At 44.6% G+C, this 22,561-nt stretch carries 28 protein-coding genes; 13 read left to right on the top strand and 15 right to left on the bottom strand.

The annotated features are described in order from the left end of the window. Positions 1-235 precede the first annotated feature (235 nt). On the top strand, positions 236-1,519 hold the full coding sequence (locus tag IM515_RS17320) for a protein kinase domain-containing protein (protein WP_287630234.1): 1,284 nt from the start codon (positions 236-238) through the stop codon (positions 1,517-1,519). A gap of 42 nt (positions 1,520-1,561) precedes the next feature. Here the strand turns inward: IM515_RS17320 and dps are convergent, their stop codons facing one another. The 5 genes from dps to IM515_RS17295 all read right to left on the bottom strand — a co-directional run bounded on the left by dps (position 1,562) and on the right by IM515_RS17295 (position 4,173). Beyond that, positions 1,562-2,095, bottom strand: a complete 534-nt coding sequence (dps, locus tag IM515_RS17315) for a DNA starvation/stationary phase protection protein Dps (protein ID WP_287630233.1) — start codon at positions 2,093-2,095, stop codon at positions 1,562-1,564. A gap of 257 nt (positions 2,096-2,352) precedes the next feature. Next, complete coding sequence (locus tag IM515_RS17310; protein WP_002739431.1) at positions 2,353-2,580, bottom strand: type II toxin-antitoxin system HicA family toxin; 228 nt, start codon at positions 2,578-2,580, stop codon at positions 2,353-2,355. A gap of 2 nt (positions 2,581-2,582) precedes the next feature. After that, entirely contained in the window at positions 2,583-2,789 is a 207-nt protein-coding gene (locus tag IM515_RS17305) for a type II toxin-antitoxin system HicB family antitoxin (protein WP_002739432.1), read from the bottom strand. A gap of 93 nt (positions 2,790-2,882) precedes the next feature. After that, positions 2,883-3,233 carry a hypothetical protein gene (locus IM515_RS17300; RefSeq protein ID WP_016514355.1) on the bottom strand — a complete coding sequence of 117 codons (351 nt, stop codon included), beginning with the start codon at positions 3,231-3,233 and terminating at the stop codon, positions 2,883-2,885. A 208-nt stretch (positions 3,234-3,441) separates the two neighbouring features. Continuing rightward, a complete protein-coding gene (locus tag IM515_RS17295) occupies positions 3,442-4,173 on the bottom strand; it encodes a glutathione peroxidase (RefSeq protein WP_193957570.1) in 732 nt (243 codons plus the stop codon). Positions 4,174-4,447: 274 nt separating this feature from the next. On the opposite strand from IM515_RS17295, the gene IM515_RS17290 reads away from it, so the two are divergent. After that, the gene (locus IM515_RS17290) at positions 4,448-5,398 is read left to right on the top strand and encodes an undecaprenyl-diphosphate phosphatase (RefSeq protein WP_287630232.1); all 951 of its coding nucleotides are present in this window, start codon (positions 4,448-4,450) and stop codon (positions 5,396-5,398) included. Between the two features lie 233 nt (positions 5,399-5,631). Here IM515_RS17290 and IM515_RS17285 read toward each other — a convergent pair whose 3' ends face one another. The 4 genes from IM515_RS17285 to clpP all read right to left on the bottom strand — a co-directional run bounded on the left by IM515_RS17285 (position 5,632) and on the right by clpP (position 9,107). Continuing rightward, a complete protein-coding gene (locus IM515_RS17285; RefSeq protein WP_287630231.1) occupies positions 5,632-6,489 on the bottom strand; it encodes an alpha/beta fold hydrolase in 858 nt (285 codons plus the stop codon). 343 nt (positions 6,490-6,832) lie between these two features. Continuing rightward, positions 6,833-7,039 (bottom strand): hypothetical protein, encoded by a 207-nt coding sequence (locus IM515_RS17280; RefSeq protein ID WP_002737934.1) that lies wholly within the window; start codon positions 7,037-7,039, stop codon positions 6,833-6,835. Positions 7,040-7,060: 21 nt separating this feature from the next. Beyond that, complete coding sequence (clpX, locus tag IM515_RS17275; protein WP_271948310.1) at positions 7,061-8,395, bottom strand: ATP-dependent protease ATP-binding subunit ClpX; 1,335 nt, start codon at positions 8,393-8,395, stop codon at positions 7,061-7,063. Positions 8,396-8,405: 10 nt separating this feature from the next. Then, entirely contained in the window at positions 8,406-9,107 is a 702-nt protein-coding gene (gene clpP / locus IM515_RS17270; protein ID WP_002736918.1) for an ATP-dependent Clp endopeptidase proteolytic subunit ClpP, read from the bottom strand. A 65-nt stretch (positions 9,108-9,172) separates the two neighbouring features. Here clpP and IM515_RS17265 point away from each other — a divergent pair, with 65 nt between their 5' ends. Further along, entirely contained in the window at positions 9,173-9,307 is a 135-nt protein-coding gene (locus IM515_RS17265) for a hypothetical protein (protein WP_287633408.1), read from the top strand. Between the two features lie 79 nt (positions 9,308-9,386). Here IM515_RS17265 and tig read toward each other — a convergent pair whose 3' ends face one another. Then, on the bottom strand, positions 9,387-10,784 hold the full coding sequence (gene tig, locus IM515_RS17260) for a trigger factor (protein ID WP_193959657.1): 1,398 nt from the start codon (positions 10,782-10,784) through the stop codon (positions 9,387-9,389). A gap of 324 nt (positions 10,785-11,108) precedes the next feature. Between tig and IM515_RS17255 the strand changes: the two genes are divergently transcribed. Then, positions 11,109-12,146, top strand: a complete 1,038-nt coding sequence (locus tag IM515_RS17255; protein ID WP_002767095.1) for an aspartate-semialdehyde dehydrogenase — start codon at positions 11,109-11,111, stop codon at positions 12,144-12,146. 179 nt (positions 12,147-12,325) lie between these two features. On the opposite strand, the gene IM515_RS17250 is transcribed toward IM515_RS17255, so the two are convergent. Continuing rightward, positions 12,326-12,451 carry a hypothetical protein gene (locus IM515_RS17250; protein ID WP_287633412.1) on the bottom strand — a complete coding sequence of 42 codons (126 nt, stop codon included), beginning with the start codon at positions 12,449-12,451 and terminating at the stop codon, positions 12,326-12,328. Here IM515_RS17250 and dapA point away from each other — a divergent pair. Further along, positions 12,439-13,329 carry a 4-hydroxy-tetrahydrodipicolinate synthase gene (dapA, locus tag IM515_RS17245; protein ID WP_287630230.1) on the top strand — a complete coding sequence of 297 codons (891 nt, stop codon included), beginning with the start codon at positions 12,439-12,441 and terminating at the stop codon, positions 13,327-13,329. The two genes, IM515_RS17250 and dapA, sit on opposite strands and share 13 nt — an antisense overlap. A gap of 238 nt (positions 13,330-13,567) precedes the next feature. Then, complete coding sequence (locus IM515_RS17240; protein ID WP_287630229.1) at positions 13,568-15,316, top strand: ribonuclease J; 1,749 nt, start codon at positions 13,568-13,570, stop codon at positions 15,314-15,316. Positions 15,317-15,393: 77 nt separating this feature from the next. On the opposite strand, the gene IM515_RS17235 is transcribed toward IM515_RS17240, so the two are convergent. Next, positions 15,394-15,522 (bottom strand): hypothetical protein, encoded by a 129-nt coding sequence (locus IM515_RS17235; protein WP_287633415.1) that lies wholly within the window; start codon positions 15,520-15,522, stop codon positions 15,394-15,396. On the opposite strand from IM515_RS17235, the gene larB reads away from it, so the two are divergent. Together larB and dxs are read left to right on the top strand one after the other, a co-directional pair. Continuing rightward, entirely contained in the window at positions 15,521-16,291 is a 771-nt protein-coding gene (larB, locus tag IM515_RS17230) for a nickel pincer cofactor biosynthesis protein LarB (RefSeq protein WP_002777893.1), read from the top strand. The two genes, IM515_RS17235 and larB, sit on opposite strands and share 2 nt — an antisense overlap. 73 nt (positions 16,292-16,364) lie before the next feature. Beyond that, on the top strand, positions 16,365-18,275 hold the full coding sequence (gene dxs / locus IM515_RS17225) for a 1-deoxy-D-xylulose-5-phosphate synthase (protein ID WP_002767091.1): 1,911 nt from the start codon (positions 16,365-16,367) through the stop codon (positions 18,273-18,275). 69 nt (positions 18,276-18,344) lie between these two features. On the opposite strand, the gene IM515_RS17220 is transcribed toward dxs, so the two are convergent. Beyond that, positions 18,345-18,518 carry a type II toxin-antitoxin system VapB family antitoxin gene (locus tag IM515_RS17220; protein ID WP_185239706.1) on the bottom strand — a complete coding sequence of 58 codons (174 nt, stop codon included), beginning with the start codon at positions 18,516-18,518 and terminating at the stop codon, positions 18,345-18,347. Between the two features lie 278 nt (positions 18,519-18,796). Here IM515_RS17220 and IM515_RS17215 point away from each other — a divergent pair, with 278 nt between their 5' ends. The 5 genes from IM515_RS17215 (at position 18,797) to IM515_RS17195 (ending at position 20,864) form a co-directional block, all read left to right on the top strand. Beyond that, entirely contained in the window at positions 18,797-19,009 is a 213-nt protein-coding gene (locus IM515_RS17215) for a hypothetical protein (RefSeq protein ID WP_046661792.1), read from the top strand. Position 19,010: 1 nt separating this feature from the next. Beyond that, positions 19,011-19,442, top strand: a complete 432-nt coding sequence (locus IM515_RS17210) for a type II toxin-antitoxin system VapC family toxin (protein ID WP_287630227.1) — start codon at positions 19,011-19,013, stop codon at positions 19,440-19,442. A gap of 7 nt (positions 19,443-19,449) precedes the next feature. Beyond that, positions 19,450-19,686 carry a DUF433 domain-containing protein gene (locus IM515_RS17205; protein ID WP_002752166.1) on the top strand — a complete coding sequence of 79 codons (237 nt, stop codon included), beginning with the start codon at positions 19,450-19,452 and terminating at the stop codon, positions 19,684-19,686. A 114-nt stretch (positions 19,687-19,800) separates the two neighbouring features. After that, positions 19,801-20,259, top strand: coding sequence for a hypothetical protein (locus IM515_RS17200; protein ID WP_287630225.1), 459 nt, complete (start codon positions 19,801-19,803; stop codon positions 20,257-20,259). Continuing rightward, positions 20,256-20,864, top strand: a complete 609-nt coding sequence (locus tag IM515_RS17195; RefSeq protein WP_158202033.1) for a PIN domain-containing protein — start codon at positions 20,256-20,258, stop codon at positions 20,862-20,864. Before IM515_RS17200 ends, IM515_RS17195 begins: the two co-directional genes overlap by 4 nt. 110 nt (positions 20,865-20,974) lie before the next feature. Here the strand turns inward: IM515_RS17195 and IM515_RS17190 are convergent, their stop codons facing one another. Together IM515_RS17190 and IM515_RS17185 are read right to left on the bottom strand one after the other, a co-directional pair. Then, on the bottom strand, positions 20,975-21,169 hold the full coding sequence (locus tag IM515_RS17190) for a type II toxin-antitoxin system VapB family antitoxin (RefSeq protein ID WP_287630224.1): 195 nt from the start codon (positions 21,167-21,169) through the stop codon (positions 20,975-20,977). 398 nt (positions 21,170-21,567) lie between these two features. Continuing rightward, on the bottom strand, positions 21,568-22,561 hold a 994-nt coding region (locus IM515_RS17185; RefSeq protein WP_287698089.1), incomplete at its 5' end, for a WD40 repeat domain-containing protein.

Here is a 22,561-nt window from a genome sequence, read left to right as displayed (position 1 = left end):
AAGAAAAAGTCATGGCAGTCTTAGAAATGCTCACCGTTCCCTTTTGCTCTCCCCTTGCCGGCAGCCTTGGCGAATAGATAATTAAAATAACTCAAATAGGACTGCCCTAGCAATTCTTTCTAGGTAAATCGGCAATTTTTAATCAATTGTTAAAATATTAAAAGGATGCTAAAGATGGCGGCTAGGGTTTCCAGAGTGAGCTATCCTAGAGATACTACTTACTCCATCCTCCCCCATGCTCGATCGAGTTCTCCATAGTCGTTATCAAGTCCAACAGTTACTGGGAAAAAAAACTATCTTAGCTAGGGACAGACACACCACCCAGTTAGTTATCATTAAACTTATTTCTGTTCCTAGGGGTCAAGGGAGTCAGTTTATCGGAGAAATAACTGGTAAAATTGCCCTATTGCGACAACTCTCTCACCCATCTCTCCCCAAATACCTCGATAGCTTTGAGATAGATTCATCCCAGGAACCAATCATCGCTATTGTCCGACCTTATTTATCGGCGCAGCCTTTAGAAAACTATCTTAACTCCAGTTATTTGTTAGCAGAACAAGATCTCAAACAAATTGCCAAATATCTTTTGGAGATTCTCTCCTATCTCCATCAGCAGGATGTCCCCATTAACCACGGCAATATTAAACTTAGTAATATCCTCTTTGATACCCAGTCCCATCGTTTTTATCTAGTTGATTTTGCCTTTGATTCCGATTCTCCCACCACCGACTTACAGGATCTAGGCAAAAGTTTGATCAGTTTAGCCACGGGGATTAAGCATCGTTACATACCCGAAAACTTTGAGCAAAAAACTAATCTAAGCGCTTTTTTCATCTATTGGTTAAAAAGATTATCAAACTCCCCCCCAGACTCTCATTTTCGTTCGGTGACAGAAGCTTTAGCCAGCTTATATAGTTGTCAATTGATCCTAGTATCTATTGGCAATCTGACCAAACCCTACGGCAGCGAAGTTACTGTTTATAAAACAGATAATCTCCTAGAAATAAAAATCGCTAGTAAAACCAAACAAAAGTTTTTCAATAATCTCAAAACCCAGTTAAGACAGTTTTTACCATCCCTATTCTTTGCGATTACCCTCTTAACCATAGTCGGTATTTACGATATAAAACTGGTCGCTTTTTTAATCCCAATTATCCTAATTTTTCTGCTCAACTTAATCTCCTCTAGTTTATCTTGGCAGTTATGGAAATCTTTTTGGCAGGGGGAACTAGAGTTAAAAATTACCCCCAAAAAAGTTTCTCTCTATCAAAAACTCTGGGGGCTAAAATTTAAACTAACTGCCGATGCCGCTAGTTCCGAAATTTATAGTCTCATTCGTCACAATGTCACTGTCACTATGGAGGGAGAAAATATTACTATTATTCCTCCTTGTCTGGTTCTCGTTGCCAACCATCGAGAATATATTATCACTGCCAGTGAAGATGTTAGCGAAGCCGAATTAGATTGGTTGGCACAACAATTAAGCGATTGGCTACGTTTACCGATTACGAGAATTTAAGGTGTATTAAGCTACGTTAACACACCCCAAATTTATCTATATTTAACCGATAACATCTTCCGATTTAATCAGATGCGCTTCTAGGAACCAGAGACGTTTATCGATGTCTCGGGAGATTTCCGTATAGAGATCCGCTGTGTCAGCATCCCCTTGATTGCCAGTGGTATCAATAGCAGAACGAAGATGGGAAGCGTATAAGGCATAACGTTCGGCTAAAGCAACGAGATGTTCACTACCATCGACGATATCAGCCGGATATTCTGGCAGAATCGAGTTAGCGGCGGCGATGCGTGCTGTTCCCAAAGCGGTTCCACCTAAAGCGGTAATCCGTTCTGCTACCATGTCCCCATAGTCTTCTAATTCCGTGGCCATTTCGTCGAAGAGGCTGTGCAATTGGTAGAAATTTAAACCTTTGACATTCCAGTGGGCCTGTTTAACCTGAGTTTTTAGGTCCAAACTAGCGGCAAGGGTTTGGCTTAAGATTTCAACCATAGCTTTGCGGATATCTAATGCTAAATCGATGCGGGTGGTGTAGTATTGTCCCGTGGTTTTGCTTTTGACTGGAGTGGCTACCATAATCTTTCTCCTTGATGAGTTAACAAATACTCGATAATTTTTGTGGGTGCATAAGGGACTGATTTTGATCCTATTGGACGTTGATAATAAACTGAAAAACGGCCAATTAATTCGGAAAACAAGTAGCTGATAACTGATACTTCCAATGCGCTCAGTACAAGTAACGGCTCGAATCAGCGGCATCAGACAACCTTGAACTGAGCATCAGCAGCCTTCGTCCGTCCGCTGCACTCGAATTGTTAGACCTCTCTTATCGCTCATCTCATGCCAGAAACAAATTCTTGTACCGTAATTCCAGCAGTACGAATAAGACTACGAAGCGTACCCTTTGCCACTTCACGATGATCAGGAACAGAGAGTGTTACCTGTTCGCCCTCCTTAACCATGATAATATGGCTTGCACTTTGACGCGCAACTTGCCAGCCGAAGGTTTCAAATACTCGGACTACCTCACGTCCGCTGAGAACAGGAAGAGCAGAGGACATGATTATGCCATTACCTCTACTTGGTGAGTTTCAATCGTTAGCGGTAGCCCACGTTCTGCACGAACTTGAAGGCAGGCGATAATTGCATCTCTGATATTTTCAAGAGCTTCTGCTCTCGTTTTACCTTGGCTGACACAACCCGGAATGCTGGGGCATTCTACAACCCAAACTCCATCTTCGTCACGGTCAAGTGTTACAGTCAACTTCATAAGTTTTCGCCACAATCTCCCAGCTTATAGTTTACCTCGTGTTCTCACCTACCTATTAGTGGATGACAAGAACCGTCAGTAATCAAAGCTACATCAAGGAAGATACCGAATTGGGTTTTGCCCACCTTCAGCAAACTCAACCCAATTTACGGATGTTGCCCCTATGTACTGAACATGAGTTAATCGAATGTCGTATCGACCTTCCCTGTCTGCTGGCTCTGCACCAGCATGGTTCGCTATGTACAAATTATTCGCATTATTCTCATCATCACGATGATAAAGAATAATACGGTCAACTTCACGATTGGGATCGATCTTCCACTGACCCGTTGAACCAGTGTTGTCATCGTGGAGAACAAAGTGTTTTCCCTCTGTAAAGATAACGACTACCTTTTCATTTGGCTTTATGAAGTCACGGGCTTTCACAAAATAAGCAATTCTCATACTTTTGAGGCACAAAGTTTCTGGTTTTAGTTAGGGAACAGGCCACAGATGGTGTACTTTATAAGACTGAGAAACGCTATAAATGATTAACGAAATACATCAGACTACAATCACACCCAACAAAAAATCTCTAACTTGCCCGGGCAAAACCTCTGACAGATATCTCTCCAGTTGCAATGGAAAGATAACTTGAGGTCTAACTGATTAATTATGCTCCTAAATAAGCCGCTAATTCTCCCGAACCGCCAATTAATTGGCCGTTAATGAAGACTTGCGGGGTGGTGGTATTGCCACTCATGGCCCGCAGAGAACGACTGGTGGCATCGCGTCCGAGGATAATTTCTTCGTATTGTAGGCCTTTTTCTTCTAACATTTTCTTAGCCCGGAGGCAGTAGGGACAGCCCACTTTCGAGAAAAGAGAGACTAAAGGCGGTTTTTTGGCTTCTGGGTTGATGTAGTGTAACATCGTTTCTGCATCGGAGACTTTGAAAGGATCTCCCGGTTCTTCCGGTTCGATGAACATTTTCTCGATAACACCATCTTTGACTAGCATCGAATAGCGCCAAGAACGTTTACCGAAACCTAAGTCAGCTTTATCGACTAACATCCCCATTCCTGCGCTAAATTCGCCGTTACCGTCGGGAATCAAGACGACATTATCACATTCTTGGTCTTTTGCCCACTCGTTCATGACAAAGGTATCATTTACCGACAAGCAAACAATAGCATCTACGCCATTTTCCCGAAAAACTGGGGCCAATTCGTTATATCCGGGTAAATGGGAGGTGGAACAGGTGGGAGTGAATGCCCCGGGTAAGGCAAAAAGAACAACGGTTTTTCCTTTGAATAATTCCTCGCTGGTGATGTTCACCCATTGATTATTTTGACGCACGGGAAAGGTGACATCGGGAACTCTCTGTCCTTCTCGGTTTGGTAGCATAATCTTCAACTCCTAATTACTAAGTCGTACTCATTTCGAGTTTGTCTAAATTAAGTGTACTCATAACGACTATGAGTTGTCAACAAGTATTTATACTTAAATTAGGAGACAGGAGACAGGAGACAGGAGATAGGAGACAGGAGAATGGGAAATAGACAAAAGGCAGTAATATTGATTAGTTAATTTCCCCATCTCCCCCCGCAACCCACAGGAAGTGGTCTCCCCACACACCCCACACCCCACACCCCACACCCACCCCTTTTTTTACTGAAAAATGATGTTTTCCTTACTGAAAAAAAGCTATAAATGGCTAGGACTAGCGATAATAACGGTGATTTTGGCGATTACACCCGCCGTCATCGCCCAATCAACCACTAGCACCATACCTCTGGCAAAAATTAACTGGTTACAGGCGATTTTTTTGGGATTTGTGCAGGGAGTGACAGAATTTTTGCCGATTAGCAGTACCGCTCATCTAAAAGCGATTCCCGTCTTTTTGGGTTGGGGAGATCCCGGTGTCACCTATACAGCAGTGATTCAATTGGGCAGTATTGCGGCGGTATTGTCCTATTTTTGGCAGGATTTAAGGCAAATATCCACGGGAATGGTGAAAGCGGTGGCTAGTTCCGATTATCGTTCCCAGGATTTTCGTTTAGCCGTAGGGATTATCCTAGGCACAATTCCGATCATTTTCTTCGGTTTGTTAATGAAACTTTTTATTCCCGATTTAGATAACTCCCCCCTGAGAAGTATGACAGCGATCGCCTGTGCCTCTATAGTCATGTCTTTACTCTTAGGTACGTCCGAAAAAATCGGGAAACATAAACGCAGTTTTGAGACTTTGCGACAAAAAGACGGGGTTTTAATGGGATTAGCCCAAGCTTTAGCCCTAATACCGGGGGTATCTCGTTCTGGGTCCACCTTAACTGCCGGGTTATTCATGGGTTTAGAAAGGGCCGTAGCGGCGCGATTTTCCTTTCTGTTGGGGATTCCGGCGATAACTTTAGCCGGTTTAGTGGAATTTAAAGGCGTTCTTGACCAGATTAACACCAGTGAATTAATTCCCCTCGCTATTGGGGTAATTTCCTCGGCGATATTTTCCTATCTTTCGATCGCCTGGTTATTAGATTATCTCAAAAAACAGAGTACCTGGGTTTTTGTCTGGTATCGTCTCTTTTTCGGGGTTACTATCCTGATTGGTGTGGCCTGGGGGCGTTTTTCCTGACCTTTTGGCATTCTAATTAGGGTTTGCGGCAAAAAGTTTGTTGGTGGGGACAGGGTGTGGGGTGTGGGGTGTGGGGTGTAGGTTTTTACAGATTTTCATCTGGTCAATTACCTAATTTTTAGGGAAAAAGTCCCTGAATTTTCCCCCCGATCACTCCCAGATATGGTACTTTTTGATTGACAAAAAGTCTAAAAGTCTTACCCAACAAGGTTTTTAGCTTTATTCAGCCAGCCCTAATTAATTTCTAAAAAATCTTGCAATTTTTGTAGATAAGTAGGGGCATCTTCTAACATGGGAAAGTGAGCAGTATTAGCCATCTCCACATACTGGATATTATTATTCAAATCCGCCGCCATTTTGCCCATTTTGGCAGGGATAATAATATCTTTTTCCCCTGATACTAAAAGAGTTGGTACCTTAATCTCAGCAAATTTACCCGGCATAATTTCCACTGCTTTTTTACTCACAGATGTATAAATTGTGCCTAGGGCTGCCTCATAATCTGCCGCTAAAAAATCTTCTAAAAAAGCAATTTTTTCTGATTTTGGGATCGATCGATGCAAAAATCTCGCCATAAATAATCGATCGGCAAAAGGTACTTTTAAAAACCAATCATAACGAAACTGTACCACATACTTACCGAATTTATGAAAGGCAGCAAAAGCCGCTTTATTATACTCAAAAATGCCATTACAGGTTAAAATTGCTTTGACCACTCTTTCCGGGTACATAGTAATAAAAAAAGTCGCCACCGATGCCCCCATAGAGTGACTATTGAGATAGATTTTTTCGATTTCCAAACTATCTAAAAACAAGGCCAAATCAAGGGCATATTCTTCTAAATCGTAGGAAAGATCGGGGGATTTTTCTGGCAATTTAGACCGACCAAAACCCCGCATATCGTACAATAAACAATCGAAGCGATCGCAAATTGCCGCAGCCGTTGATCGCCAATAGCGTCCCGATCCTCCCCAACCATGAATAAACACCATCACCGGCTTTTTCTGGGCAGATTCCGACTCCCGAATCCACTCGTAATAGTGGGGAACACCGCGGACAGTGACTGTTTGATCGATTATTTGAGTTTTCATGATAGTTAAGTAGGGAGGCACAATTATTTGTAGGATGGGTTAGCGGTAGCGTAACCCATGCGGGCGTTGGGTTTCATGCTTCAACCCAACCTACGTTCATCTTATATTTAATTCCACCCACCTACTTAAGTAGGGAGGTACAATTATTTGTAGGATGGGTTAGCGGTAGCGTAACCCATGCGGGCGTTGGGTTTCATGCTTCAACCCAACCTACGTTCATCTTATATTTAATTCCACCCACCTACTTAGATACCTAGCCATCCTCGTCAAGAGTTTTGCCAACGTCGCGCATCTGTGTCCGATAGTCGTCCGATTGTCTTAAGGATAACGAACGAGAACGATTTCAAGCTTCGAGTAATCGTTCATAGATGTCGTCTTCCAGATTATCCCAAATCTTAGCGAGAGCAGTTTCGCTGACTTTTTGCCAGAAATCCGAGTTTGTCTCCTCCGGGATGAGGGTGACTAAAACCCTAGTACCCTCTGGAATCGGCACGGATTCGAGGAGTTCGATCCGGCCTTCTTTGACAATCGCAGGAACGGTATTGAGCATGGTTAACCTCGATTTTTCCCCTTAAGCGGATTCTTGACTGGGTAGAGAGGAAGGATGAACCAATAGATCGGCCGTGGAACGTTTTTCCACCATTTCGCGGGTGATTAAACATCGTTTCACGTCCTTGCGCGAGGGCAATTCGTACATGACATCGAGCATTAACTCCTCGACAATACCCCGTAGGGCCCGGGCCCCGGTTTTGCGACGATAGGCCTCTTGGGCGATCGCTAGGACGGCATCAGATTTAAACTCTAACTGTACATTGTCCATCTTCAACAGTTTTTGATACTGTTTCACCAAAGCGTTGCGGGGTTGCGTCAGGATAGCGATTAAAGCTTCCTCATCCAGGGGTGACAGGGCCGCCAGGATGGGAATCCGACCGACAAACTCTGGAATCATGCCAAATTTGACTAAATCATCGGGAGTCATTTGTTTTAATAACCCTGCCGCCACCTTATCCTTACTAGCTTGGCTATCTCCCGGTTGAATAAAGCCCATGGATTTTTTACCGAGACGCTGATCGATCACCTTATCTAAACCGACAAACGCCCCACCGCAGATAAACAGGATATTGCTGGTGTCAATCTGAATACAATCCTGATAGGGGTGTTTGCGGCCGCCTTGGGGGGGAACATTGGCGATCGTTCCCTCTAACATTTTCAGTAAAGCTTGCTGTACCCCTTCTCCGGACACATCCCGGGTAATCGAGGTATTTTCGCTCTTACGGGCAATTTTATCGATTTCATCGATGTAGATAATGCCCCGCTGCGCTTCTTCCACGTCTAAATCTGCCACTTGTAACAGACGCAAGAGAATATTTTCCACATCTTCCCCCACATAACCGGCCTCGGTTAACGTGGTGGCATCGGCGACAGCAAAAGGTACATCGAGGATTTTAGCCAGAGTTTGAGCTAGAAGGGTTTTTCCCGATCCTGTGGGACCAATTAACAGAATATTAGATTTTTGTAGTTCGATGCTATCTTCTGGACTGCCGCCACCGGCTTTTTGGGTTTGGATATCTTTGAGGCGTTTGTAATGGTTATAAACGGCCACAGAAAGCACTTTTTTCGCCTCATTTTGACCAATAACGTAGTCATCGAGGTATTTTTTAATCTCTCTTGGTTTGGGAATTTGTTCCCAAGTGGTTTTATTTTGGCCCGATCGCCGTTTGTTGGGACGTTCCTCCACTGGGGCGACCGGACTGGGCGGTTCCATCAATTCCTCATCGAGAATTTCGTTACACAGTTCCACACACTCGTCACAAATATAGACCCCCGGCCCGGCGATTAATTTTCGCACTTGTTCCTGGGATTTGCCGCAAAATGAACACTTGAGGTGGGAGTCGTATTTAGACATAGTTTATTATTTACAGGGAAGTAACGGGAACGGTAGGATCGGGCAGTTCGGGACGGGAAATCACCAGATCGATTAACCCATATTCTTTGGCTTCGACGGCCGACATGAAAAAGTCCCGTTCGGTGTCGTTGGCGATGCGATCGTAGGGTTGACCGGTGTGATGAGCCAGCATGGTATTGAGTCTCTGTTTAATATAGAGGATCTCTTTGGCTTGGATGGCGATATCACTAGCTTGACCTTGGGCGCCGCCGAGGGGTTGGTGAATCATGATCCGGCTACTGGGTAGGGACATCCGTTTACCTGCCGCGCCACCACAAAGCAGGAATGCTCCCATACTAGCGGCTAAACCGAAACAAATTGTCGCCACGTCGGGGCGAATTTGTTGCATGGTGTCGTAGATAGCTAGTCCAGCATAAACGGAACCACCGGGGGAGTTGATATAGAGTTGGATATCTTTTTCGGGATCTTCTGCCTCCAAGTAGAGGAGTTGGGCGACGATCGAATCAGCGACCTGATCATCGACGGGAGTTCCCAAAAAGACAATTCTCTCGCGCAAGAGTCGAGAATAGATATCAAAAGCCCGTTCACCCATGCCAGACTGTTCGATTACCACGGGTAAAACGTTAGCTAGGGAGTTTCTCCCCGTGTTGGCGTAGATAGCAGGGCGACAATTACTGGTAATTGGGTAGTCAGGTGATCTCGATTCGAGCATAATTTTTTCGGTTCCGCTATCACAATCTTAGGGTTTTTGCTTGGCTGTGGAGCTTTTACTGGCAAATGTTAAGCATCTTTAGCACTTCTGTCCATCTATTATGCCCTAAGTTTCCCCCGGTTGGCAGGAATCAGTTATCAGTTATCAGTGAGCAGTTATCAGTTATCAGTGATCAGTTATCAGTTATCAGTTATCAGTGATCAGGGAGTGGGGGAATGGGGGAATTCAAGCAATACCCTAAAACCCCAACACCCCAACACGACTGCTAACTCCTTACGGTTATTCTTCCTCAGCCTCAGCTGCCAACACTTCCACTTCGGTGAATGCGAAGGTTTCTTCTGTTTCCTCCTCCTCGGTTGTTTCTTCCTCTAGGGAACCTTTGGGGACGAGGGTGATAGTAGCCTTTTCTTTCAGCCATTCTAGGGTGTTTTCCGCCAGCATTTCTTCGGTGATCACCTGTTCCAGACGCTGCATATCTAGGTTGCGATCGGACAATTCCGCCATGATTTTAGCGATTTTTTCCGTTACCGCTTCGGGACTGACTTCAATGCCGGCGACTTTAGCCAATTCCTGCACCACGAGAGTCTCTTTCAGACTTTCGATCGCATCGGGACGGGTGTTTTCCCGCATTTTGGGAATATTATCTTTTGTAAATAACTGGTTGACATCTAGCCCCATTTGTTGAAACTGCATGAAGCTTTGGGTCAAAATATGCGTCACTTCCTTTTCGATCAGCGTCTCCGGTAAATCTAAAGTCGCACCCTTGACTAATTCCTTGGTTAAAGCGTCATAAATGCTTTCTTTGGTTTCCTTCTCCGCTTGTTCTTGGAAACGTTTCTCTAAACTTGCTCTTAATTCGGCGATTGTCTCCTGATCGCTGACTTCTTGGGCAAAATCGTCGTCAAGCTCTGGTAATTCCTTTGCCTTTAACTCTTTCATCGTAATGGTAAAAATTACCGCTTTTGCTGCCACATCTTCTTTGGGATAATCTTCCGGGAAAGTCAAAGTCATCTCTTTGACTTCTTCCGGTTTCATGCCGATAATTCCTTCCACCATACCCTCGATAAAGCGTCCTGCTTCCATATCCACCCGCAGATCTTCGCCGTCAATATCCGGGATATCCTCGCCAGTTTCGGCGGATTTGCCCCGATAATCAACGATCGCCACATCTCCCAGCTGCGCCCCGCGATCTTCCACGGGAACCAATGTTGCTAACTGTTCTTGACGCTCTTTAAACCAATTTTCCACGGATTCGGGATCATAAACGGTTTCTTCGGCAGTAACGCTCAGATTTTCGTAATCTCCGAGAATAATTGTCGGGGCCACATCCACGGAAACTGAAAAAGTCAAAGCTTTACCCGGTTCATAGGCAGCGATCAAATCCTCAAACTGAGACAATAGCTGGGGATTACCCAGGGACTCGATCCCCTCCTGTTTTAGGGCAGATTCGAGGCAATTTTCGATTAATTCCTCAATTACTGCCGCTTTTACCGCTTTAGTTCCCAATCTTTGCAGAAGAATCTGACGGGGAACCTTCCCGGGGCGAAAACCGGGTATATTGGCCGACTTCGCTAAATTATTTACCACTTTCTCGTGGGTGTTTTTCGTGGTTTCGGCGGGAATTTCAATTTCTAAACCTATCTGACTGGCAGGAAGCTTTTCCTGAATAACTTTCATTGATTTTTCTAGCTCTTACGACAAGGAACGTTTATAATAGGGTGAGCGGTGTTTACGCCTGCGGTGGATCCGTCCCGCTCATGATATTCTAGGGGAATAGCTGCAGTTGCTCCCCAAGCTGTCACAATCTTTTTATTTTAGCGGTCAATGGGGTATATTTAATTTATTCCGTCCTTGGGGCAGTTAAGCCCAATCAGAAAATTTTGCTGATCAAAAGCCGATCAATCCAAGCTTGAGAATAACTCGGTGGACAAAAAAGATTTTTTACTTTAACGATTTCTTCAGACCATTATCATCACCCAACTCGTCAGGAGGTAACACAATTTGAGTCAAAAAGTACGGGTCGCTATTTTAGGGGCCACCGGGGCCGTGGGAACGGAATTACTAGAGTTATTAGCTAGTCGTCAATTCCCTCTCGCTAGTCTAAAATTACTGGCTTCCGAGCGTTCTGCTGGAAAAACCCTCAATTTTCAGGGCGAAAGTCTCCTCATCGAAGCGGTAAACGAGCGCTCTTTTCAGGACGTGGATATCGTTCTCGCTTCTGCGGGGGGAGCCACCTCAAAAGTTTGGGCGAAAACTATTGTCGAGTCGGGTGCGACGATTATCGATAACTCCAGCGCTTTTCGCATGAATCCCGAAGTGCCTTTAGTTGTCCCGGAAATCAATCCCGACAGTGTGGACAATCACCGGGGCATTATCGCTAATCCCAACTGTACGACAATTCTTTTAGGAGTGGCGATCTGGCCTCTCCACCAAGTACAGGCGATCGAGCGAGTAGTAGTTTCTACTTATCAGTCCGCTAGTGGTGCTGGAGCGCGAGCGATGGAGGAGGTAAAACAGCAAGCACAAGCAATTCTTGACAATCGGCAACCTCCCACTAATTCCTTCCCCTATCCCCTCGCTTTTAATCTTTTTCCCCACAATACCCCAATTAATGGTCAAGGGTACTGCGAGGAAGAAATGAAAATGGTCAACGAAACCCGCAAGATTTTTGCTTGTCCAGAGCTGCGGGTTAGCGCCACCTGTGTGAGGGTTCCCGTCCTGCGGGCCCATTCGGAATCGGTTAACCTAGAATTTAGTCGGCCTTTTTCTGTGGTGAAGGCCAGAGAAATTCTTGAGTCTGCCCCGGGGGTAAAATTAGTGGAAGATTGGGACGCTAATTATTTTCCCATGCCAATTGATGCCACCGGTCGCGATGAAGTATTAGTGGGACGCATTCGTCAAGATATCTCCCATCCTAACGGTCTAGAATTGTGGCTATGCGGCGATCAAATTCGCAAGGGTGCGGCTTTAAATGCCGTACAAATTGCCGAACTTTTAGTCAAGAAAAATCTCGTCGGTTCAAGATTAGCAACAGTTTGATAACTAAGCTATCGGCCATCAGCTAGATCAAGGCGATGATAACTAGACCTCTGGTAAAAATCAAAAATTGTTGTTGGGGTTAGGAGCCAGGAGTCAGTAGTCAGGAGGATTAAGAATGAATAATAATCAATTAAATGGTCCTACCCTAACCCATCCTACAAATAATTAATTGTGCCTCCCTACTTAGGAGGATTGCCAGATTCTTTCTTTTGCCTCTTGCCTTCAGAAGCTGATAACTGATAACTGATAACTGATAACTGATAACTGATAACTGATAACTGATAACTGATCAATGAGTGAAACATATTTTGGACGAGTAATTACGGCGATGGTGACACCCTTCACCGTCGAGGGTCAAGTTAATTATGGGATGGTGGAAAAATTGGCCGATTATCTAGTTACCCACGGTAGCGATGGTATAGTGGTCTGTGGGACGACGGGAGAATCACCCACCCTAAGTTGGCAGGAAGAGTACGAACTATTTAGTATTGTCAAAAAAGCGGTTAATGGTCGGGGAAAAGTGATTGCGGGGACGGGTTCTAATTCCACTTCCGAAGCGATCGAAGCGACCCAACAGGCTGCTAAACTGGGTTTAGATGGTTCTTTACAAGTGGTTCCCTACTACAATAAACCTCCCCAAGAGGGTTTATATGAGCATTTTCGCACCATTGCCAAAGCTTGTCCCGATCTGCCGGTGATGCTTTATAATATACCTGGTCGCACGGGTCAAAATATGACCCCAGAAACGATTATTAAACTGGCAGCAGTTGATAATATTGTGGCGGTAAAAGAAGCTAGTGGTAATTTAGAACAAACCTGTAAGATTTACTGTCATACTCCTGAAAATTTCGCTATTTATTCCGGCGATGATTTTCTCACCTTACCCCTAATGACCTGTGGTGCGGTGGGAGTGGTCAGTGTTGCTAGTCATCTAGTGGGAGAAGAAATCCAAGGAATGATTCAAGCTTTATTAACTGGAGATGCGGCCAAAGCGATCGAGATTAATTTGAAATTATTTCCCCTGTTTAAAGGTTTATTCTGTGCCACTAATCCAATTCCAATTAAAGCGGCCTTAAATCTAGTCGGTTGGGATGTGGGGGGTCTAAGACTTCCTTTATGTTCCCTAAGTCCCGAACTAGAAGAAGGATTAGCAAAAATTATGCAAGAATTGGCTTTAATCTAGAAAAATATTAGAAAATTTGGCTAACTAAACTAGGATTTTTTCGAGAAATAGGTTATAATGTTAATAGCTTAACTAGAAAAAAATATAGTTTAGAACTGCTAGAAAGTATTGATACTAAGTGAATTTAACTAGGTGTTATTTCCCTAGTTAGAATAAGTCTAACTATCCATTTTTTGAGATTTCCCGTCCACAAAAACCACCTGAAAAATCACCATAACTTACCATCAAAGGATACCTAATGAGTCAAGATAAAACCCAAGCAAAACTAAAGATCATTCCCCTAGGAGGACTACACGAAATCGGCAAAAACACCTGTGTTTTTGAATACGATGATGAGATTATTCTCCTGGATGCTGGTTTAGCTTTTCCTTCCGATGATATGCACGGGGTCAATGTAGTGCTTCCCGATATGACTTATCTAAGAGAAAATCGCCATAAAATTAAGGGTATGATCGTCACCCACGGTCACGAAGATCATATCGGTGGTATTCCCTACCATCTCAAACAATTTGATGTACCAATTATCTACGGTCCGCGTCTAGCGATGGCTTTATTGCGGGATAAATTGGAAGAAGCAGGATTAGTAAATCGTACCAAATTAGAAACCGTTGCTCCTCGGCAAATGGTGCGTTTAGGTAAATCTTTCATGGTGGAATATATCCGCAATACCCACTCGATCGCCGATAGTTTTTGTGTAGCAATTCACACTCCTTTAGGGATAATTATTCACACAGGAGATTTTAAAATTGACCATACTCCCGTCGATGGCGAATTTTTTGATCTGCAAAAAATTGCCGAACATGGCGAGAAAGGAGTGCTATGTTTATTGAGTGATTCCACTAACGCGGAAGTACCCGGTTATACTCCCTCGGAAGCTTCCGTTTATCCCGGTTTAGAGCGGGTTTTTAACCAAGCAACGGGACGGATTATGATTACTACCTTTGCCTCTTCGGTGCATCGGATTAATCTGGTGTTGAAATTGGCCCAGAAATTTAACCGGAAAGTGGTGGTAGTGGGTCGATCAATGTTAAATGTCATCGCTCATGCGCGTAATTTGGGGTATATTAAATGTCCCGACGATATATTTGAACCCTTGAAAGCGACCCGCAATTTAGCCGATGATAAAATCGTCATTTTAACTACAGGATCCCAGGGGGAACCTTTAGCGGCCATGACGCGGATTTCTAAGGGTGAACATCCTCATATTCGTGCGCGTCAGGGGGATACGATTGTCTTTTCCGCTAATCCGATTCCGGGTAATACCATCGCTGTGGTCAATACAATTGATCGCCTAATGATGCAGGGTGCTAACGTGGTTTACGGACGCGATAAGGGAATTCACGTTTCCGGCCATGGTTCCCAAGAAGACCATAAATTGATGTTATCTTTGACGCGGCCGAAGTTTTTTGTGCCAGTGCATGGAGAACACCGAATGCTGGTCAAACACGCTCAGATGGCCCAAAGTATGGGGATTCCCGCCGAAAATATGGTAATTGTCAAAAATGGTGACACGATCGAGTTAACTGGCGATCGCATTGGCCTCGGCGCACCAGTACCTTCGGGAATCGAGTTAGTTGATCAAGCGGGTGTAGTCCACGAACACATTATGCAGGAAAGACAACAATTAGCCGAAGATGGTGTGATTACGATCGCCGCCTTCGTTAACGCTGAGGGACAATTAAGCGCACCTCCAGAGATTAATTTGCGCGGTGTGGTGACAAAAGTGGAAATCCCGCTGCTGAATCAGTTAATTATTCGGGCGATCGAACGCTGTTTAAGCGATCGCATTGGTGAATTTAAAACTGCGACGGGGGTTCAGGATTGGGCCGGTTTGCGGGCCGAAATCGAGACGACTTTGCAACGTTTAATCAAACGGGAGTTAAAGAGTCAACCTCTAGTGATTTTCCTCCTGCAAGCGGCGGCAACGGAACCAGCGAACAATCGTACTTATCGCCGCCGCCGTCCCGCAGCTACCATGGCCTCCTAATAGCAGTGGGACAGGAGACAGGAGACAGGAGACAGGTTTTAGGGGTTGGGGTTTTGGGGTTTTGGGGTTTTGGGGTTTTAGTTCAATTTCCCCACTTCCCCACTTCCCCACTTCCCCACTTCCCCACACCCCACACCCCACTCTCCCACTTCCCCACACCCCACACCCCACACCCCACACCCCACTTCCCATTGATAACTGACCATGTTCCATGCTGCCGATTTGCGATCGCTGCTGACCGCCGTTGCCAGGGGAGAAATTAACCCGGAGACAGCTTTAGATAAACTTAAACATCTGGCCTTTGAGCCGGTGGAAGACTTCGCTAAGATTGACCATCATCGTCAATTAAGAACGGGATTTCCGGAGGTTATCTGGGGGCCGGGTAAAACCACCGCTCAAATCGCCCAAATTATCGGTGTATTGCGTCAAAATAGTCCCGTGGTCATGGCCACCCGCATTGAAGCAGAGATAGCAGTCCAGCTACAGGAACAGGTGACAGACTTAGTTTATTATCCCTTGGCCCGCATCTGTGCCATTGCCGCAGCCGCTCCAGAAAATCCCCCAAAAGGGATAATTTCCATCCTAACGGCGGGAACTGCCGATATTCCCGTAGCGGAGGAGGCGGCGGTTACTGCTCAATTATGCGGTTTTTCCGTGCAGCGTCTCTGGGATGTGGGAGTAGCGGGAATTCATCGCCTCTTGAATCATCGCCATCTACTGGATGCCGCCGATGTGTTAATTGTTGTTGCGGGAATGGAAGGAGCCTTACCAAGTGTGGTAGCGGGATTAGTTGATCGCCCGGTGATCGCGGTTCCCACCAGTATCGGTTACGGAACCAGTTTCGGCGGTATTGCTCCTTTGTTAACTATGCTCAATTCCTGCGCGGTCGGTATCGGTGTGGTTAATATAGATAATGGTTTTGGGGCTGCCATGTTAGCCGGCCAAATTTTACGCACGGCGGCCAGATTAGCCTAGATTTTCCCTCATCTCAGGCTGAAGATCCTATACAGTTGGTATAGGGATAAACTACTTTGAAAAAGAAGCCGATATGCACCTAAGTGAAATTACTCATCCCAACCAGTTACATGGTTTATCACTCCGTCAATTAGAAGATATTGCCCGTCAGATTCGCGAAAAACACCTCCAGACGATCGCCGCTACTGGTGGACATTTGGGACCGGGTTTAGGAGTCGTAGAACTAACGATCGCCCTTTACCAAACCCTCGATCTCGATCGAGATAAAGTCCTTTGGGACGTGGGACACCAAGCTTATCCGCACAAACTCCTTACCGGTCGCTATAATGATTTTCACACCCTGCGCCAAAAAAATGGCGTTGCGGGCTATCTAAAACGTTGCGAGAGCAAATTTGACCATTTTGGGGCTGGACACGCCTCTACGAGCATTTCTGCGGGGTTAGGAATGGCTTTAGCCCGGGATGCCAAGGGGGAAGATTTCAAGGTGGTATCGATCATCGGGGATGGCGCTTTAACCGGGGGTATGGCCCTAGAAGCGATTAACCATGCTGGACATTTACCGAACACCAACATCATGGTTATCCTCAACGATAACGAGATGTCCATTTCCCCCAACGTCGGGGCAATTTCCCGCTATCTCAATAAAGTTCGTTTGAGCGAACCCGTCCAGTTTATCGCCGATAATCTCGAAGAACAATTGAAACATCTACCCTTCTTCGGTGACTCCCTCACTCCGGAAATGGAACGAGTCAAAGAAGGGATGAAACGGTTAGCAGTTCCCAAAGTCGGTGCTGTCATCGAGGAATTGGGCTTTAAATATTTTGGCCCGATTGATGGTCATAATATTCCCGAATTAATCGCCACTTTTAAACAGGCCCATAAGGTCCACGGACCGGTTTTCGTCCACGTTGCCACCGTTAAAGGCAAAGGCTACGAATGGGCCGAAAAAGATCAAGTGGGTTATCATGCCCAAAATCCCTTTAATTTAGCCACGGGTAAACCGATTCCCTCCAGTAAACCGAAACCTCCCGCTTATTCCAAAGTTTTCGGGCATACTCTCACTAAATTAGCGGAAAATGACCCGCGCATTATCGGCATCACCGCTGCTATGGCCACCGGGACGGGGTTAGATAAATTTCAGGCAAAACTACCGAAACAGTACATCGATGTGGGAATTGCTGAACAACACGCCGTTACTCTCGCCGGTGGTCTTGCTTGCGAAGGAATGCGCCCGGTTGTCACCATTTACTCTACTTTCCTGCAGCGGGCTTTTGATCAGATTATTCACGATATCTGCATTCAAAATCTCCCGGTTTTCTTCTGTATGGACCGGGCCGGTATTGTCGGGGCCGATGGACCGACCCACCAAGGGATGTACGATATCGCCTACCTGCGTTGTATCCCCAATATGACCATTATGGCCCCGAAAGATGAGGCGGAACTGCAAAGAATGGTAGTGACGGGGATTAATCATACCAGCGGCCCCATTGCCATGCGTTACCCCCGGGGCAACGGTTTAGGGGTTCCCCTGATGGAAGAGGGTTGGGAAGCTTTACCCATCGGTAAGGGCGAAATTCTCCGCAGTGGCGATGATGTTCTCCTGTTAGGATACGGCACGATGGTCAATACTTCCCTACAGGTGGCCGAAATCCTCAGCGAACACGGCATCGAAGCCACAGTGGTTAATGCCCGTTTTGTCAAGCCCCTTGATACAGAACTTATCTTTCCCCTTGCTCAACGTCTTGGTAAAGTGGTGACTTTGGAAGAAGGTTGTTTGATGGGTGGTTTTGGTTCTGCGGTTTTGGAAGCTTTACAGGATGCTAATATTCTAGTTCCGGTCAAGCGTTTCGGGGTTCCCGATAAATTAGTGGACCACGCAAAACCAGAGGAATCTTTCGCTGATTTGGGTTTAACCAGTCCCCAGATTGCCCAACAGGTTTTAGCGGCATTTTTTAGCCAAAAACAAACCGCTAACGTCGGTTAAAATCTCAAGATTAGCTTGTCCAGTTTTCCCGAAAAATTAGGGAAGACTGGTTTTTTTTGATCTAGATAGTCAATGAAGACTGCCAGCAATAAATAGTGAGGGGAACGAACCACAGAGACACAAAGGACACAAAGAGCGATCACTACTATATAGGTCAAACTTATCACACAAAGAATAGGAGAGTCCAGTAGCTTTAAGAGCATCAGCCATGAGTTGGTCATCAATGACAATGTTAGTTCTCATAGTATCTCTAGTTGTGTATTTTAGATTAAACCTCTTGCATAATTAATTTTTGAGGGTTCAAAAATGAGAAAAAAAGGTTAAATTTTGTCAAGAAATTGCTTGAAGTTTTCTAAAGCAACTTGACTTAAAGACAGAATTGTGTACAATCGTTCATTAGTAATTTTACCCAGAGTGCTGTGTATGGTTTCATCAGTTCATCTTATGGCTTCTGGCGTTGAAACAAATTTTGTTTTAAAGCTAACCTTCGAGCAAGAGCAGAATGGGAGGATATATCAACCATGTTAAGCACTGATCTAGAGATAAGACTAGCAGCTTTAGAAGCTGAAGTAGCACTGCTTAAGCGTTTGCTACCTACTGTCAGCGAAACTCCCTGGTGGGAAAAAATTGTCGGCACTTTTGCTGATGATCCGGTTTACGAAGAGGCAATGCAGTTTGGTCAAGAGTACCGTCAGTCCCTAAAACCATTAGCCGAGGAAGCATCCGAATCCTGAAATGTATCTCCTTGACACCGATCATATTAGTATTCTCGATCGCGGGGGTCAACCGGCACAACAATTGCTGAAAAAACTGGCTGCTATTACGAGCAGCGAAGTTGCTACCACAATTATCACCTACGAAGAACAAATGCGGGGATGGCTCAGTTACATAGCCAAGACCAGTTCGATTGAAACCCAAGTTGTTGCCTATCGAAGGCTAGAAAAGCACCTCGCTAATTATCGCACGATTCCCATTGTCGGCTTTGATGAAAAGGCAGGTCAAGTTTTTCAAGAACTTCGGGTAACTTACCCTCGTTTGGGTTCGATGGATTTGAAGATTGCTGCTATCTCAATGGTTAATCAGGCTATCCTGCTGACGCGAAATCTCTCAGATTTTGGGCAAATTGCCGGTTTAAGAGCAGAAGATTGGACGATGACAGGCAACTGAATTACCTATGGAAAACCAACTTTTGCAGCGAATCACCCTCGATTTAAATATCTGTCATGGCAAACCTTGCCTTCGAGGATTGCGTTATCCTGTTGAATTTATCCTAGAATTACTTAGTTCTGGCATGAGTATCGAAGATATTTTAGCCGACTACGATGATTTGGAACGGGAGGATATTCTAGCGGCGTTATTGTTTGCCACTCGATTAACTCAGGTAAAAAGCATCTACCAAATTGCACCATGAAGTTTTTAGTCGATTTACTCGACATTCGTTAATAGAAATGAGTCGCAACTCAATCATCGTTCATCATTAGTAATTTTACCCAGAGTGCTGTGTATGGTTTCATCAGTTCATCTTATGGCTTCTGGCTGGGATTTAGCAGTTAATAATCGCAATGGTCAACTCGCTCTTGTGGTTGAGATCAAGTGCAAAACCAACGTATCCCAAGAATGGGCGGCAAAACTCCGACGCAATATTCTAGCACACGGTACTTTTGCCAAGGCTCCCTATTTTTTGCTGGTCTTTCCTGACAGATTTTACTTATGGAGTAATGTTGGGGCTTTTCAGGAGCAGAGTGAACCTAGTTATATGATTGATGCCAGTCCCATTCTTCAGCCTTATTTTCAACGAGCAGGGGTAGCGAATGACCAAATTAGTAGGCAAAGTCTTGAACTAATTGTTGCTTCCTGGTTGGGAGAGATTATTTATTCTGAAAAGCCGCCTGAAGCTCTCGATGATTCTCAGCGTTGGTTGATTGATTCAGGGTTGTATGCTGCTTTAGCTGGAGGAAAATTTCAGCATGAGGTGGCGGCGTGAATATCTATGTTGAAACAAATTTTGTTTTAGAGCTAACCTTCGAGCAAGAGCAGTGTCTAAGCTGTGAGCAGATTCTGCAACTTTGTGAAACAGGACAAGCCAAACTCATTATTCCAGCATATAGTCTAGCTGAACCTCACGAAAAACTGACTCGTCAAGCAAAGAGTCGTCGGGAACTTCAACAGTTACTAGATACTGAGTTACGTCAACTTTCACGCACAGCTTCTTATGCAAGTCGGATCAAGAGTATTCAAGATATTGCTAGTTTAATGGTGCAAAGCAATGAAGAAGAACGACATCGTTTTAATAAATATCGAGAACGCCTCCTCAAGGTAGGAGAAATTGTGGCACTTACTGCTGATATTTTAATCGAAGCAGCATCTTATGAAACGATATATGATTTAACGCCACAAGATGCTCTTGTCTATGCCTCGGTACTTCATCATTTACGACGTTATCAGCCACAGCAGGCGTGTTTTTTGAATCGAAACTCAAAAGACTTTGATAGTCCTGATATTGTTGAAGAACTGAATCAATTCAACTGTAGGATGATTCCCCGATTTGATCGTGGTTACAGTTTTCTTCAGTCGCAGTTATCGTCCTAGTAGCTGAGATCAAGCTTTTCGGTTGAGTTGAGCGCTTTAATACTTAGGAGAAAACTGCTCGATTCAAAAATTTTAGCGAAACCCAACACTCTTTAACGACATCGTAAGAATCATTGATTGTGCCTCATTTCCTCAAGGTTTCCTTCCCATTTAAGCTTACCTTTAAAGGCTTTAATTTTCTCCTGTTGTTTGAGCCGAATCAAAGTCTTAAGACCCAATTCAACAACTTCTTGTTTAGTCTTTAAACCAGTAGCTTTAAGAGCATCAGCCATGAGTTGGTCATCAATGATAATGTTAGTTTTCATAGTATCTCTAGTTGTGTATAGTAGATTGTTAATATACACATTATATAGGGTTTGCTGAATAAATGTGAGATGTAAGCAAGGTAGAGATTTTGTGGCTTTTCTCGCAAAACAGGTGCAAGATTGTGAGAGAATCGTCGTTCAAAATCTTGCGTCTTTATCGGCCCGCGTCCTGTAGGGGCGAAGCATTCGGACAATAACCTATCGGTGAAACTGTAGATTTTCTATCCGAATGCTTCGCCCGTACTTTTTGCCGCATACCCTATTTAGGAGAAAACTGCTCGATTCAAAAATTTTAGCTAAAACCCAACATTTTTAAAGACATCGGTGCAGTTGGGTTTCCCGCAAGTGTCGCTCATTTTTGATAGACAAAAGTTATTGCTGTCACCCCCAACACAAGTTTACTGTCCCACCCGCCAAATTTTGATAGTTTTGTCCCTACTCCCACTAGCTAAATAGCGGCCATCGGGACTATATACTACTGACAAACCCCCCCTAGAATGACCAGTAAGGGTACACAATTCTTGTCCCGTTGCTACCTCCCAAATTTTAATAGTTTTGTCACCACTACCACTAGCTAAATAGCGGCCATCGGGACTATATACCACTGACTCAACCCTGTCAGAATGACCAGTAAGAGTACGCAATTCTGTTCCCGTTGCTGTCTCCCAAATTTTGATAGTATTGTCACTACTACCACTAGCTAAATAGCGGCCATCGGGACTATATGCTACTGACCTAACCCAGTCAGAATGACCGGTAAGGGTACAAAATTCTGTTTCCGTTGCTACCTCCCAAATTTTGATAGTTTGGTAGCTCCCACTAGCTAAATAGCGGCCATCGGGACTATATACCACTGAGTAAACCCCGCTAGAATGACCAGTAAGGGTACGCAATTTTTTTCTGGCTGCTACCTTCAAAATTTTGATAGTTTTGTCACTACTGCCACTAGCTAAATAGCGGCCATCGGGACTATATGCTATTGAGTTAACCGAGTCAGAATGACCAGTAAGGGTACGCAATTCTTTTCCCGTTGCCACCTCCCAAATTTTGATAGTTCTGCCATTACTCCCACTAGCTAAATAGCGGCCATCGGGACTATATACCACTGACCTAACCCCGCTAGAATGACCAGTAAGGGTTTTATCTAAGAAGCGAAGACTAGATAAATCGGATATTAATAATTGAGGACTAGCAGGAAACTCTAGATATTTAAAATAACCGTAAGCTTGCGTTATTCCTATCCCTAATAACAGGTAGTGATTCGGTAGTAGTGGTAAGCCATCTTGCTTATCTGGACTGAGTCGTGTAGAATATTTACTAATAAAAATAATTGCTTGATAAATGTTGGGGATTTGGTTTTTATGATTGCTATTTTTATCAATATCTTCTCTT

The sequence above is a fragment of the Microcystis sp. M44BS1 genome (genome assembly GCF_020244875.1).
Taxonomy (GTDB): Bacteria; Cyanobacteriota; Cyanobacteriia; order Cyanobacteriales; family Microcystaceae; genus Microcystis; species Microcystis panniformis.
This window is presented reverse-complemented; position numbering and strand designations above follow the sequence as displayed.